This window comes from Pseudomonas sp. NFACC42-2 (assembly GCF_900116055.1).
Classification (GTDB): Bacteria; Pseudomonadota; Gammaproteobacteria; order Pseudomonadales; family Pseudomonadaceae; genus Aquipseudomonas; species Aquipseudomonas marginalis.
Genome location: NZ_FOZO01000003.1, coordinates 419,948 through 434,256 on the forward strand (window position 1 = coordinate 419,948; position 14,309 = coordinate 434,256).

The 14,309-nt window shown below is 62.1% G+C and carries 12 protein-coding genes; 10 read left to right on the plus strand and 2 right to left on the minus strand.

Features of this window, described 5'->3' with window-relative positions:
• The first annotated feature begins 58 nt into the window (after window positions 1-58).
• The 7 genes from ppc to BM416_RS09290 all read left to right on the plus strand — a co-directional run bounded on the left by ppc (window position 59) and on the right by BM416_RS09290 (window position 7,292).
• Complete coding sequence (gene ppc, locus BM416_RS09260) at window positions 59-2,704, plus strand: phosphoenolpyruvate carboxylase (RefSeq protein WP_092487565.1); 2,646 nt, start codon at window positions 59-61, stop codon at window positions 2,702-2,704.
• Window positions 2,705-3,000: 296 nt separating this feature from the next.
• Window positions 3,001-3,648 carry an adenylate kinase gene (gene adk / locus BM416_RS09265; protein ID WP_010212617.1) on the plus strand — a complete coding sequence of 216 codons (648 nt, stop codon included), beginning with the start codon at window positions 3,001-3,003 and terminating at the stop codon, window positions 3,646-3,648.
• Window positions 3,649-3,737: 89 nt separating this feature from the next.
• On the plus strand, window positions 3,738-4,424 hold the full coding sequence (gene tsaB, locus BM416_RS09270; protein ID WP_092487568.1) for a tRNA (adenosine(37)-N6)-threonylcarbamoyltransferase complex dimerization subunit type 1 TsaB: 687 nt from the start codon (window positions 3,738-3,740) through the stop codon (window positions 4,422-4,424).
• Between the two features lie 160 nt (window positions 4,425-4,584).
• Window positions 4,585-4,875: a hypothetical protein gene (locus tag BM416_RS09275; protein WP_065938748.1), complete on the plus strand. Its 291-nt coding sequence runs from the start codon at window positions 4,585-4,587 to the stop codon at window positions 4,873-4,875.
• Window positions 4,875-5,735 (plus strand): DUF72 domain-containing protein, encoded by an 861-nt coding sequence (locus BM416_RS09280; RefSeq protein ID WP_092487571.1) that lies wholly within the window; start codon window positions 4,875-4,877, stop codon window positions 5,733-5,735. Before BM416_RS09275 ends, BM416_RS09280 begins: the two co-directional genes overlap by 1 nt.
• Before the next feature lie 27 nt (window positions 5,736-5,762).
• On the plus strand, window positions 5,763-6,590 hold the full coding sequence (locus tag BM416_RS09285) for an isocitrate lyase/PEP mutase family protein (RefSeq protein ID WP_092487574.1): 828 nt from the start codon (window positions 5,763-5,765) through the stop codon (window positions 6,588-6,590).
• A gap of 3 nt (window positions 6,591-6,593) precedes the next feature.
• Complete coding sequence (locus BM416_RS09290) at window positions 6,594-7,292, plus strand: extensin-like domain-containing protein (protein ID WP_092487577.1); 699 nt, start codon at window positions 6,594-6,596, stop codon at window positions 7,290-7,292.
• On the opposite strand, the gene BM416_RS09295 is transcribed toward BM416_RS09290, so the two are convergent.
• Window positions 7,289-7,909: an energy transducer TonB gene (locus tag BM416_RS09295; protein ID WP_092487579.1), complete on the minus strand. Its 621-nt coding sequence runs from the start codon at window positions 7,907-7,909 to the stop codon at window positions 7,289-7,291. The two genes, BM416_RS09290 and BM416_RS09295, sit on opposite strands and share 4 nt — an antisense overlap.
• Window positions 7,910-8,005: 96 nt before the next feature.
• Here BM416_RS09295 and BM416_RS09300 point away from each other — a divergent pair, with 96 nt between their 5' ends.
• Window positions 8,006-8,788, plus strand: coding sequence for a class I SAM-dependent methyltransferase (locus tag BM416_RS09300; RefSeq protein WP_092487582.1), 783 nt, complete (start codon window positions 8,006-8,008; stop codon window positions 8,786-8,788).
• Window positions 8,789-8,835: 47 nt separating this feature from the next.
• Here the strand turns inward: BM416_RS09300 and BM416_RS09305 are convergent, their stop codons facing one another.
• Complete coding sequence (locus tag BM416_RS09305; RefSeq protein WP_092487585.1) at window positions 8,836-9,471, minus strand: TetR/AcrR family transcriptional regulator; 636 nt, start codon at window positions 9,469-9,471, stop codon at window positions 8,836-8,838.
• Window positions 9,472-9,564: 93 nt separating this feature from the next.
• Here BM416_RS09305 and BM416_RS09310 point away from each other — a divergent pair, with 93 nt between their 5' ends.
• Both BM416_RS09310 and BM416_RS09315 read left to right on the plus strand, forming a co-directional pair.
• Window positions 9,565-10,665: an efflux RND transporter periplasmic adaptor subunit gene (locus tag BM416_RS09310; protein ID WP_092487588.1), complete on the plus strand. Its 1,101-nt coding sequence runs from the start codon at window positions 9,565-9,567 to the stop codon at window positions 10,663-10,665.
• A 6-nt stretch (window positions 10,666-10,671) separates the two neighbouring features.
• Window positions 10,672-13,734 (plus strand): efflux RND transporter permease subunit, encoded by a 3,063-nt coding sequence (locus tag BM416_RS09315; protein WP_092487591.1) that lies wholly within the window; start codon window positions 10,672-10,674, stop codon window positions 13,732-13,734.
• The last annotated feature ends 575 nt before the right edge of the window (window positions 13,735-14,309 follow it).

The window sequence follows — 14,309 nt, forward strand, 5'->3', positions numbered from 1 at the left end:
ACGCCGGCGGCACTCTGACACACCTGCGCGTCCCGGATTTCTGGCTGGAGATTGGCTGATGAGTGATATCGATGCACGCTTGCGTGAGGATGTTCACCTGCTGGGTGAGCTGTTGGGCAACACCATTCGAGAGCAGTACGGCGATGATTTTCTCGCCAAGATCGAACAGATCCGCAAAGGCGCCAAGGCCGACCGCCGCGGAGCCGCCCCGGACAAAGCCGCGGGTGATGAACTGAGCGCCAGCCTCAATCAGTTGCAGGAAGACGAACTGCTGCCGGTGGCGCGGGCCTTCAACCAGTTCCTCAACCTGGCCAATATCGCCGAGCAGTACCAGTTGATTCACCGGCGCGACGAGTCGCAACCGGCACCGTTCGAGTCCCGTGTCTTGCCCGAGTTGCTGGCGCGCCTGCAGGGCGAGGGCCACAGCAATGAGTCCCTGGCCCGCCAGTTGGGACGCCTGGACATCGAACTGGTCCTCACCGCCCACCCCACCGAAGTGGCGCGTCGCACCCTGATCCAGAAATACGACGCTATCGCCGCGCAACTGGCGCTGCAGGATCACCGCGACCTCACCACTGCTGAGCGCGAGCAGATCCGCCAGCGCCTGCAACGCTTGATCGCCGAAGCCTGGCACACCGAAGAAATCCGCCGCACGCGGCCCACCCCTGTGGATGAAGCCAAGTGGGGCTTCGCGGTGATCGAGCATTCGTTGTGGCACGCCATCCCCAATTACCTGCGCAAGGCCGACCAGGCGCTACACGCTGCGACGGGCCTGCGTTTGCCGCTGGAAGCCGCGCCGATCCGCTTTGCGTCGTGGATGGGCGGCGACCGTGACGGCAACCCGAATGTCACCGCGCCGGTCACCCGCGAGGTGTTGCTGCTGGCGCGCTGGATGGCGGCCGACCTGTACCTGCGCGATATCGACCACCTGGCCTCCGAACTGTCGATGCAAAAGGCCAGCCCGGCGTTGCAGGCCAAGGTCGGCGACAGCGTCGAACCCTATCGTGCCCTGCTCAAGCAACTGCGCGAACGCCTGCGCGCCACGCGCCAATGGGCACATACCGCGTTGAGCAGCAGCACGCCGGCGCCTGCCGAGGTGTTGCAGAACAATCGCGACCTGCTTGAGCCACTGGAGCTGTGCTACCAGTCACTGCACGCGTGCGGCATGGGTGTGATCGCCGACGGCCCGCTGCTCGACTGCCTGCGCCGGGCCGTCACCTTTGGCCTGTTCCTGGTGCGCCTGGATGTGCGCCAGGATTCCAGTCGTCATTCGGCGGCCATGACCGAAATCACCGATTACCTGGGCCTGGGCCGTTACGAGGACTGGAACGAAGAGATGCGCATCAGCTTCCTGATGAAGGAGCTGGCCAACCGTCGACCGCTGTTGCCGGGCTATTTCAAGCCATCGGCCGATACGGCCGAAGTGCTCAATACCTGCAAGGAAGTGGCCGCCGCGCCTGCCGCCTCGTTAGGCTCGTATGTCATCTCCATGGCCGGTGCCGCCTCGGACGTATTGGCGGTGCAACTGCTGCTTAAAGAGTCGGGCGTGCAACGGCCGATGCGCGTGGTGCCGCTGTTCGAAACCCTGGCCGACCTGGATAACGCCGGTCCCGTGATCGAACAACTGTTGCTGCTGCCGGGCTACCGGGCGCGCTTGCAGGGCCCGCAGGAAGTGATGATCGGCTACTCCGACTCGGCCAAGGACGCCGGCACCACCGCCGCCGCCTGGGCGCAGTACCGGGCCCAGGAGCGGCTGGTGGATATCTGCCGTGAGCAACAGGTGGAATTGCTGCTGTTCCACGGTCGCGGCGGCACCGTCGGGCGTGGCGGCGGCCCCGCCCACGCGGCAATCCTGTCGCAGCCACCGGGTTCGGTGGCGGGGCGTTTCCGTACCACCGAGCAGGGCGAGATGATTCGCTTCAAATTCGGCTTGCCGGACATTGCTGAACAGAACCTCAATCTCTACCTGGCCGCCGTGTTGGAAGCGACCTTGCTGCCACCGCCGCCACCGGAGCCGGCGTGGCGCCATTTGATGGATGAATTGGCGGCCGACGGCGTCAGCGCTTACCGCGCGGTGGTGCGGGAAAATCCGCAATTCGTCGAGTATTTTCGCCAGTCCACCCCGGAGCAAGAGCTGGGCCGTCTACCTCTGGGCAGTCGCCCGGCCAAGCGTCGTGCCGGTGGTATAGAAAGCCTGCGCGCCATTCCGTGGATCTTCGGTTGGACCCAGACTCGCCTGATGCTGCCGGCCTGGCTGGGTTGGGAGGCCGCGTTGAGCAAGGCCCTGGAGCGCGGCGAAGGTGAACTGTTGGGGCAGATGCGCGAACAGTGGCCGTTCTTCCGCACCCGCATCGATATGCTGGAAATGGTCCTGGCCAAGGCCGATGCCGATATTGCGCGCCTGTATGACGAGCGCCTGGTGCAGCCGGACCTGTTGCCACTGGGGGCGCACTTACGCGACCTATTGTCGCAGGCCTGCGACGTGGTGCTTGGCCTGACCGGCCAGTCGCAACTGCTGGCCCACAGCCCTGACACCCTGGAGTTCATCCGCCTGCGCAACACCTACCTCGATCCCTTGCACCTGTTGCAGGCTGAGTTGCTGGCGCGCTCGCGTCGCCAGGAAGCCGCGCAGGACAGCCCTCTGGAACAGGCGTTGCTGGTGTCCGTGGCCGGTATTGCCGCCGGCCTGCGCAACACCGGCTGAGGTTTTTTGCGTGTTCTCAAAGGCTTGCGGATAAACCACGACGGCCGCCCTGAAAGGGGTGGTCGGCGTTTACAGCGCGGGTTGCACTCAGGCACACCCTACCTATGACGTACGCGTGGCGCGGGTTCCTGCGACTTTTGGCGGCTTGTGTGGTTAGGGCCCGCTGTGTATCTTGATCAGCCTTTGGCCGTTTGGGCGGCCTGGGCCCATGTTTTCATGAGCCCTATATTTTTACGCGATTGGCCCCTCGCGGCGAATCCGAGCGTCATCTCTATAAAAAATTGAGGAGCACATCGATGCGCGTCATTCTGCTGGGAGCTCCCGGGGCCGGTAAAGGTACTCAGGCAAAGTTCATCACTGAAAAATTCGGCATTCCACAAATCTCCACCGGCGACATGCTGCGTGCTGCCGTCAAGGCCGGCACCGAGCTGGGCCTGATCGCCAAGAGCGTGATGGACAGCGGTGGCCTGGTCTCCGATGACCTGATCATCAACCTGGTCAAGGAACGCATCAGCCAGGAAGACTGCAAGAACGGCTTCCTGTTCGATGGTTTCCCACGCACCATTCCCCAGGCTGAAGCCCTGGTGAAAGCCGGCGTCGAGCTGGACGCCGTGGTGGAAATCGCGGTTGAAGATGAAGAAATCGTCCAGCGTATTGCCGGTCGTCGCGTCCACGAAGCCTCCGGCCGCGTGTACCACACCGTCTACAACCCGCCCAAAGTTGAAGGCAAGGACGATGTCACCGGTGAAGACCTGGTGCAGCGTAAGGACGACACCGAAGAAACCGTGCGTCATCGCCTGTCGGTCTACCATTCCCAGACCAAGCCGCTGGTGGATTTCTACCAGAAGCTGTCCGCAGCCCAAGGCAAGCCGAAGTACAGCCATATCCCTGGCGTCGGCTCGGTGGAAGCCATCACTGCCAAGGTCCTGCAAGCACTGAGCTGATCCTTTATCGGCTTGATAGACAACGGCCCGCTTGCGGGCCGTTGTTGTTTATACTGGCGCACTTTTTTTCGACTTGGACACCCACACCGATGAGCACCCTGCTGGCCCTGGACACCGCGACTGAAGCTTGCTCCGTTGCCTTGCTGCACGATGGCAAGGTCACAAGCCACTACGAGGTGATCCCGCGCCTGCACGCGCAGAAGCTGTTGCCAATGATCAAGCAGCTGCTTGAAGACGCGGGCATCACCCTGTCGGCCGTGGATGCCATCGCCTTCGGCCGTGGCCCGGGAGCGTTCACCGGAGTGCGCATCGCCATTGGCGTGGTCCAGGGCCTGGCCTTTGCGTTGGAGCGCCCGGTGCTGCCGGTTTCCAACCTTGCCGTACTGGCCCAACGTGCCTTGCGCGAACAGGGCGCGCGGCAGGTGGCGGCGGCGATCGATGCGCGTATGGACGAAGTGTATTGGGGGTGCTACCGCGAAACGGCTGGCGAAATGCGCCTTGTCGGCGTGGAAGCCGTGCAGCCACCGGAATCGGCGGTATTGCCCGACGATGCCAGCGGTGACTGGTTCGGCGCTGGCACCGGTTGGGGGTATGGCGAGCGCATCGGGGTTCAACCCGCTGGCCAGGACGCCACCCTGTTGCCTCACGCCGAAGATCTGCTGACCCTGGCGCGCTTTGCGTTCGAACGTGGCGAGGCGATTCCTGCGGATCAGGCCGCACCGGTCTACCTGCGCGATAAAGTCGCGCAGACCAAGGCGGAAAGAGGGATTATTTGACGCCAAAAATGATGGCAATTTGAGGCAAAAGTCGCCAATCGTCAGAATTTGCCCGGGTTTTTAAACCTTTTTCAAATTATGTGTTCTAGTTATCACCAGAGCATTTGCGCGCGACGGACAGTGCTGCCAAAATGCCATTACTGATAGCGAGTTCGCGCCTATGCGTATAGATGGATTTTCCTCACAGTCGTACCCGATCAAGCGCAAGCCGCGTAAGGCAAACGCCAGGGTGGACGACTCCGTCGAGGATTCGCCGGACTTCATCGAGGTCCAATCCGATGCGCAGGCCAGTTCACAAGCCCGCATCAGCGGCGTTCCCGCCCGTCAGCAAGACATGGTCTTCCCGCGCTCCATGAGCAAAAGCGTTGCCACCGCCCTGGCCAGCTACCTGACCACCGCCGGATTTGTCGAATGGGATATGGAAGTGCTGGGTCTCGACATCCACATCTGATGCGCCTGCCTTACTACCTCGGCTGCCCGTCCTGGAGTGAAAACGCCTGGCGCGAGTACCTGTACCCAGCCGACGCCCGCTCCAGCGATTACCTTGCCCTTTATGCCCAGGTCTTCAACGCCGTCGAAGGCAATACCACGTTCTACGCTCGCCCCTCGGCCGCTACCGTGCAGCGCTGGGCCGACATCATGCCCGACGATTTTCGCTTCACTGCCAAATTCCCCGGTGACATCAGTCACGGTGGCGACTTGCGCGAGCAATTGCCGGCGGCGGAAAGTTTTGTCGGTTTGATGAGCCCGCTCGGTGAACGTGTTTCGCCGCTGTGGCTGCAACTGTCGGCGAGTTTTTCGCCGCAACGCCTGGCTGAACTGGCCGGTTTTATCGATGGCCTGGAACGCCCGATGGCGGTTGAAGTACGCCACCCTGAGTTCTTCGCCAAGGGCGATGCCGAGCGCACCCTCAACCGTTTGTTGCGTGATCGGGGTGTCGAGCGCATCTGCCTCGACCCGCGTGCGTTGTTCAGTTGCACGTCGACCTCGGCGGCGGTACTGCACGCACAATCGAAAAAGCCCAAGGTGCCGCCCCGTCCGGCAGCGCTGACCCGGTTTCCCCAAGTGCGTTTTATCGGTCATCCGGAGCTTGAGGCCAACGACCCGTTCCTGGTGCCGTGGGTGGAAAAAATCGCGGGTTGGATCGAAGAAGGCCGCACACCCTACGTGTTCTTGCACACCTCGGATAATCGCCTTGCCGCGCAACTGGCCCTGCGTTTTCACACGCAACTCATGGCGCGCCTGCCTGGCCTGCCGGCGCTGCCGACCTTGCATCGAGAACCCGAAGTCGAGCAACTGGGGTTACTCTAGGGCTCCTTTTCCCGCCAGGAGTCAGTCATGGATGCCCAAACCCTTCGCGCCGAAACCTTCAAGGCCCTGCATGAGCGAGACCGCGCCTTCGTGATGCCTAACCCGTGGGACGCCGGCTCTGCGGTGATGCTCACCAGCCTTGGCTTTGAAGCCCTGGCCACGACCAGTGCGGGTTATGCGTTCAGCCTGGGGCGCCCGGACGCGGAAGGGGCGTTGTCCCTGGAGGACACCTTGCGCAATGCCAGCATGATTGCCAAGGCCACCGCGCTGCCGGTGGCGGCCGACCTGGAAAACGGCTTCAGCGATACCCCTGATGGCTGTGCCGAAACCATCTTGCGAGCGGCGGCCAGCGGTATCGTGGGGGGCTCTATCGAAGATGCCACCGGCGTTGCCGTCGACCCGATCTATCCCTTCGACCTTTCCGTAGAGCGCGTGGAAGCCGCCGTTGCCGCTGCCCGCAGCTTGCCATTCCCCTTCACACTGACGGCCCGCGCGGAAAACCTCCTGCATGGTCGCCTGGATCTGCCCGACACTATTCGCCGCCTGCAGGCCTACGCCGAAGCCGGCGCCGACGTGCTTTATGCGCCGGGCCTGCGCAGTGCCGAGGACGTGCTGGCGGTGGTCAAGGCCGTGGCGCCAAAGCCGGTGAACGTGTTGATGTCCGGCGGCCTGAAACTCAGCGTGGCGCAATTGAGTGCGATGGGGGTAAAGCGCATCAGCGTGGGCTCGGCCATGGCACTGGCGGCCTATGGTGAGTTCTACCGAGCGGCCCAGGAAGTCTATGAGCTGGGCACTTTCAGCTTTACCGAGCGCTCGATGCCCTTCAGCCAGGCCAATCAGTTCTTCAAGGACTGAGCCGTGCGTTTTTTCAAAGTGCTGGGTGCTCTACTGGTGCTTGGTGGTGCATTTGTCGTGGGTGTATGGCGTGGCTGGCTACCATTGCCGGCAGAATGGAACCCCTGGTCGCCGCTGGACGTGAGGTCCAGCCCTAACCTGTTGACCCGCTACAAGCTGGGGCGCCTGCAGGATGACCCTGTGCTGTGCGACCAAGTGCTGAAAACCTCTGGTTTGCGTGTCAGCCATCAGGCTGACACGCCCGCCGACGCTGCCTGTCCTCTGCGCAATACCTTGCGCGTGCAGGGGGCAGACGTGGCATTAAGCAGCAGCTTTCTCGCCAGCTGCCCGTTGGCCGTGGCGTTCGCGCTGTTCGAGCGTCACAGCCTGCAACCGGCAGCCCAGGCGGTGTTCGGCCAGGCGGTGACACGGGTCGATCACCTGGGCAGCTTTGCCTGTCGCAACATGTATAGCCGTGCCGAAGGGCGGCTCAGCCAGCATGCGTCGGCCAATGCCCTGGATATTGCCGGGTTTCGCCTGGCGGATGGGCGCAGTATCAGCGTGCTCAAGGATTGGTCTGGGGAGGGCGACAGCGCGCGGTTCCTGCGCCAGGTGCGCGATGGCGCCTGTGATGATTTCAATGTGGTGTTGAGCCCGGACTACAACGCCGCGCACCGCAACCATTTCCATCTGGACATGGGGCGTTGGTGGGTGTGTCGTTAGGCCGCCAGGCGCAGGTTGTGGGTGATCAGTGGGCGTGCCCAGTGGGAGTCGAAGTCCAGCGCTTTCTGTTGCGCCAGCAGTTCTTCGGTTGGGTAAGGCGTGGCGGGTGGTGGCAGCAGGTCCAGTTCGAACTCGGCAATCGGCAAGTGCAGAGGGCGTGGTTCCGGCGCCGGGCCGGGCTCAGGCAATGGCTGGCCGGCGGTCAGGACGATCGGGCGAACCCAAGCGCTTTCGAAATTCTGCTGGCGCTGCTGCGCGACGATTTCTTCCTGTGGGAATGGCGTGGCGGCCGGTGGCAGCAACTCGGTTTCGAATTCGGCGATGGGCAGGAACAGTGGCTCAGGTGGGGCGATCTCGGTGTCTTTGACGTCGCACTCGCGCTGGGTGAGGATCTGCGACAACAGGTCGGCACCGGCGCTGGGCTCTACCGCCGGGTCCGCCGGTGCCGACGCCTTGGCGGCGAGCGCGTCCGGCGTTTCACCGAGCTGTTCGGCCAGCGCCCGGGCGAAGAAGTCCTGCCAGACATGACTCACCCCGGCCAGCGCTTGGGTATTGCGCAGGCCGTAGTGGTTATGGGTCGGCAGTACACCGATGGTTAGGGGGAGAATGTCTGACATTTTTCTCGGTCGACGCTCAGCTCTGGCAAAATACCTGACTGTTGTTTTTATCGGCCGTTGTTTGCCGATCCTTAATATTTTTGAGCGTAGCGATTGATGAGCGAACAACCAGCGGCCAGCCGCATCCAGGTCGAGGCCTTGGGCGAAGGTTTCCAGGCCCGGGCCGAGCAGTGGGCTGAACAGCTCGGCTTGCCTTTACAGCTCGCGGATGCGGATTTTTCCCTGCAAGTGGGGGAGCACGGCCTGCAACTGCAGCAGCTTGGGCCTGACGCGCCGGGACCGGTGCGGGTGGACTTCGTCGAAGGCGGCGCGGCTCACCGTCGGCTGTATGGCGGCGGCAGCGGACAGATGATCGCCAAGGCCGTGGGCATTGCCCAAGGCGTGCGTCCCCGTGTGCTGGACGCCACGGCCGGTCTGGGCAAGGACGCGTTCGTGCTGGCCAGCCTGGGCTGCGAGATGAGCCTGATCGAGCGCCAACCGCTGATTGGCGCCCTGCTCGAAGATGGCCTGGCACGCGGCGCGGAGGATTTCGACGTGGCGCCAATCGTCGCGCGCATGAAGCTGCTCAAGGGCAACTCCATTGACGTGATGCTCTATTGGAAAGGGGAGCCGCCCCAGGTGATCTACCTCGACCCGATGTTCCCTCACCGTGAGAAAACCGCCCTGGTGAAGAAAGAAATGCGCCTGTTCCGGCCGCTGGTGGGCGATGATCCGGACGCACCGGCGTTGCTGGCCGCCGCCCTGGCCTTGGCCAGCCACCGTGTGGTGGTCAAGCGCCCGCGCAAGGCGCCCTGCATCGAGGGGCCCAAGCCGAGCCATGCGCTGGATGGCAAGTCCAGCCGGTATGACATTTATCCCAAGAAAGCGCTCAAGCCTTAAAAGGTATGCAAGATCTTGTGGCGAGCCCGCTCGCCACAGTGAATGGGCTAAGGCCTATAGGCCCGCATAAACAACCCCACCACCTCCTGCACATGGGCTTCGGCGGCTTCCTCACTCAGTTGCCCGCCGCAGCCATACAGCAGGCAGAAGTTCGCGGTGCCCTTGAGCAGGCAGAAGAAGTGCTCGGCTGCCGTAAGCGGTCTGTCGATGCTCAGCGCGCCGCTCTGGTCGATCTTGCCGAGCAGGCGCTCCATGCCCTGGAGCATGCGCATGGGCCCGGCTTCGAAGAAGATCTGTGAGAGTTTCACGTCCTGATTGCCGGTGGTCATCATCAGGCGATGCAGGTTAACCGACTCTTCACTGTTGATCAGTCGATGGAACCCCCGCGCGATATTCAACAATACCGTTTCCACCGGCATGCCTTCGGGCAGTTCGAAGTACATCACCGGCAACTGTTCCTCGCACTTGGCCACCACGGCGGCGGTGAACAAGGTTTCTTTGTCGGTGAAGTGGCTGTAGACGGTCAGTTTCGATACGCCGGCCTCAAGGGCCACGGCATCCATGCTGGTGTTGGCGTAGCCGTTGCTCAAGAACAGGATTTTCGCTGCCGAGAGGATAGCCTGGCGTTTTGCCATGTCCTTGGGACGCCCGGGGCTATTGGTGCTTACACGATTGTCGGACATTTCTACCTTTAATACTGGACTGGCGAGTTTGGTATTAATAACATACCGGCAAGTATAATTATTCCTAGCTCCATTTGCGAAAGGTCCTTCAGCATGCGCAGCACTTTCCTGCCCTTTGCGTTGCCTGTCTGCCTGGTCTTCCTGTTGGCCGCCTGCGGCCATGAAGAAGCGGTCCAGACCACCGTCCGCCCGGCCATGGTGGTGCAGCCGCAACCCTCGGCGCAGTCGACGGACAGCTACCCCGGTGAAGTACGCGCGCGCTATGAGCCGGACCTGGCCTTTCGCATCGGTGGCAAAGTCAGCAAGCGTCTGGTGGAGGAGGGCGAGCGGGTCAAGACCAACCAGGCGCTGGCGGAACTTGACCCTCAGGATGTGCGCCTGCAACTGGAGGCCGCCCGTGCCCAGGTCGCCGCTGCCGAGGCTAACCTGCGCCTGGTGCGCGCCGAGCGTGATCGCTACAAGACCCTGATGGACCGTCAGATGGTCAGCCGTTCCCAGTACGACAATTCCGAAAACCTCTACCGTTCCGGTGAAGCGCGCCTCAAGCAGATCAAGGCCGAGTTCGACGTGGCCAGTAACCAGGCCGGTTACGCCGTATTGCGCGCCCCGCAGGATGGCGTTGTCGCCAAGCGCGCGGTGGAAGTCGGCCAAGTGGTCTCCGCGGGCCAGACCGTGTTCACCCTGGCCACCGATGGCGAGCGCGAAGTGCTCATCAGCCTGCCCGAACAAGGGTTTGGTCGCTTCAAGATCGGTCAACCGGTCGCGGTGGAATTGTGGAGCCAGCCGGGCCAGCGTTTCACCGGGCGCATCCGTGAACTGTCGCCTGCGGCTGATCCAAAATCGCGCACCTTCGCCGCTCGCGTTGCCTTCACCGGCGGCAAAGTCCCGGCGGAACTGGGGCAAAGCGCTCGCGTATTCATACAGGCCGACGGCGTTGTTCCGCTGTCGGTACCGCTGTCTGCCCTGAGTGCGGAGAACGGTGCGTCCTACGTCTGGCGTGTACAGCCGGACAACACCCTCAAGCGCACGCCGGTACGCATCGGCGCCTTTGGCGAAAAAACCGTGCCGGTGCTGGAAGGCTTGACCCCCAACGACTGGGTGGTCGCAGCAGGCGTGCATGTGCTCCACGAGGGCCAGCAAGTGCGCGCGGTGGATGGCTCCAACCGTATAGTGAACCTGGCGGCCAAGGAGTAGTCCCCGATGGCTTTCAATCTTTCCGAATGGGCGTTGCGTAACCGCCAGATTGTACTGTTCCTGATGATCCTGCTGGCTGTGGTCGGTACTTTGTCCTATACCAAACTGGGGCAAAGCGAAGATCCACCGTTTACCTTCAAGGCCATGGTGATCAAGACCAACTGGCCCGGCGCTACGGCCCAGGAAGTCTCGCGCCAGGTCACCGAGCGTATCGAGAAAAAACTGATGGAGACCGGCGAATACGAGCGCATTGTCTCTTTCTCTCGCCCGGGTGAGTCCACCGTCACCTTCATGGCGCGCGACTCCATGCACTCTGTGCAGATTCCTGAGTTGTGGTACCAGGTGCGCAAGAAGATCAGCGACATCCGGCAGACCTTGCCGCCGGATATCCAGGGGCCGTTTTTCAACGACGAGTTCGGTACCACCTTCGGCAATATCTACGCCCTGACCGGCGACGGCTTCGACTATGCCGTGCTCAAGGACTACGCCGACCGCATCCAGATTCAACTGCAACGAGTGGCGGATGTGGGCAAGGTCGAGTTACTTGGCCTACAGGATGAGAAGATCTGGATCGAGCTGTCCAACCTCAAGCTCGCCACCCTTGGCCTGCCGTTGGCTGCTGTGCAGCAGGCGTTGCAGGAGCAGAACGCGGTGTCCACTGCCGGCTTCTTTGAAACCCCGAGCGAACGCGTGCAACTGCGCGTGTCGGGCAACTTCAAGACGGTGGAAGAGATCCGCGACTTTCCGGTTCGTGTCGCTGATCGAACCTTCCGCATCGGTGATGTTGCCGATATTCACCGCGGCTTCAACGATCCACCGGCGCCGCGCATGCGTTACATGGGGGCGGATGCTATCGGACTGGCCGTGGCCATGCGTGATGGCGGCGATATCCTGGTGCTGGGCAAGGCTCTCGAAGGCGAATTCGCACGTTTGCAAAAGAACCTTCCGGCGGGCATGGAGCTGCGCAAGGTATCAGACCAACCGGCAGCGGTGAAAACCGGTGTCGGCGAATTCGTGCAGGTGTTGGCCGAGGCATTGGCGATTGTCTTGCTGGTGAGTTTCTTCTCCCTCGGCATACGCACTGGCATGGTCGTAGCCCTGGCGATTCCGCTGGTGCTGGCAATGACCTTTGCCACCATGTATTACCTCGGTATCGGCCTGCACAAGATTTCCCTCGGCGCGTTAGTGCTGGCCCTCGGCTTGCTGGTGGATGACGCAATCATTGCCGTGGAAATGATGGCAATCAAAATGGAGCAGGGCTACGACCGGCTCAAGGCGGCCAGTTTTGCCTGGACCAGCACCGCCTTCCCGATGCTCACCGGCACGCTGATCACGGCGGCCGGCTTCCTGCCGATTGCCACCGCGCAGTCGAGCACAGGTGAATACACGCGCTCGATCTTCCAGGTGGTGACAATCGCCTTGCTCGCCTCATGGATCGCCGCCGTGGTGTTTGTACCGTACCTGGGGGAAAAGCTCCTGCCGGACCTGGCGAAGATTCACGCGGCCAAACATGGCACCGATGGCCCGGATCCCTACGGCACGCCGTTCTACCAACGTGTAAGACGTTTGGTGGAGTGGTGCGTGCGTCGGCGCAAAACCGTGATTGTCCTGACGTTGCTGCTGTTTATCGGCTCGGTGGCGTTGTTTCGTTTTGTGCCGCAACAGTTCTTCCCGGCCTCAGGCCGCCTGGAGCTGATGGTCGACCTGAAACTGGCCGAAGGCGCTTCCCTGAGCAACACCGCCGACCAGGTCAAGCGCCTGGAAGCCTTGCTCAAGGAACACGCCGGCATTGATAACTATGTGGCCTACGTCGGCACCGGTTCGCCGCGTTTCTACCTGCCCCTGGACCAGCAACTGCCAGCGGCCAGTTTTGCGCAGTTCGTGGTGTTGGCTAAGACCATCGAGGGGCGCGAAAGCCTGCGCACCTGGCTGATCGAAACCCTCAACGAACAATTCCCCGACCTGCGCTCGCGCGTTACCCGCCTGGAAAACGGCCCTCCCGTCGGCTATCCGGTGCAGTTTCGCGTAACCGGCGAACACATCGAGGAAGTCCGCGCCCTTGCACGGAAGGTCGCGTCCAAGGTTCGCGAAAATACCCACGTGGTCAATGTGCACCTGGACTGGGAAGAGCCGAGCAAGATCGTCTACCTCAATATCGACCAGGACCGCGCCCGCGCCCTCGGCGTCAGTACCGCCAACCTGTCGAAATTCCTGCAAAGCTCACTGACCGGTTCCAGCGTCAGTCAATACCGGGAGGACAACGAGTTGATTGAAATCCTCCTGCGCGGCACCGTCCACGAGCGCACCGAGTTGTCGCTGCTGCCCAGCCTGGCGGTGCCGACCGACAACGGTAAAAGCGTGGCCCTGTCGCAGATCGCCACCCTCGAATACGGCTTCGAAGAGGGCATTATCTGGCACCGCAACCGCTTGCCGACGGTGACGGTGCGCGCCGATATCTACGGCAAGGAACAACCGGCAACGTTGGTCCAGCAAATCCTGCCAACCCTTGAGGGTGTGCGCGCCGAACTGCCGGATGGCTACCTGCTGGAAGTCGGTGGCACCGTCGAAGACTCCGCCCGCGGTCAGAACTCGGTGAAGGCCGGCGTGCCGCTGTTTATCGTGGTGGTGCTGACCTTGTTGATGCTGCAACTGCGCAGCTTCTCACGCACGGCGATGGTGTTTCTGACCGCGCCGTTGGGCCTGATTGGCGTGACGCTGTTCCTGCTGGTGTTCCGCCAGCCCTTCGGCTTCGTGGCCATGCTCGGGACCATCGCGTTGTCGGGGATGATCATGCGCAACTCGGTGATCCTGGTGGACCAGATCGAACAGGACATCAAGGCCGGGCTGGCGCCGTGGCAGGCAATTATCGAAGCCACCGTGCGGCGTTTCCGCCCGATTGTGCTGACCGCCCTGGCGGCGGTGCTGGCGATGATCCCGCTGTCACGCAGCGTGTTCTTCGGGCCGATGGCAGTGGCGATCATGGGCGGCTTGATCGTGGCGACGGCGTTGACCCTGTTGTTCTTGCCGGCGCTCTACGCGGCGTGGTTCAAGGTTCGGAAGGCGGCATAGAGGGGTAAGGGCCAATATTTGAGTGTCGAAACGGGCGGCAGGATCCGGGAACGCTTCCTGCATTCCTGCCACTTAGAGACTACCTGATCACAGGTATGGATTTGTCGATGTCAGTTGTTGACGACAACGGTAAATGCACTCATCTCTTTGGACTTAAGGATTACTTTATGTTTTTTTGCCCCTTCAAGTGCTTTTTTTCTGCGCTGTCGATGTCTCAAAGACCCCCGGTAAGCGCTCCTTGCCCGCAAGAGCCGCCACCCCGGCCTTGCCCGCCGCCGCCCCGGCCTTGCTACGCAAAACCGCCTAGCCCTTGCCGGCCTGAGCCCAGTCCCGCGAGGCCACTCCCTTGTTCAATGCGTTCGGCCGAGCCGCCCAGGAATATTGGCTATGGAGTGGCAACAACGACGACTTTTGTCATGGGCGCTTTCCTATAGGTGTCTCGTTTAACCGCTGGAACGAATCTGCATGCCCTCCCGGTGAGGGCATCTTGCGGGTACTTGCAGTAGACTTCGCGAGTTTGATGATGGCCACTGTCGCCGGGCCATCCATGTTGACGCGTCAGTTTCGATGGGTGG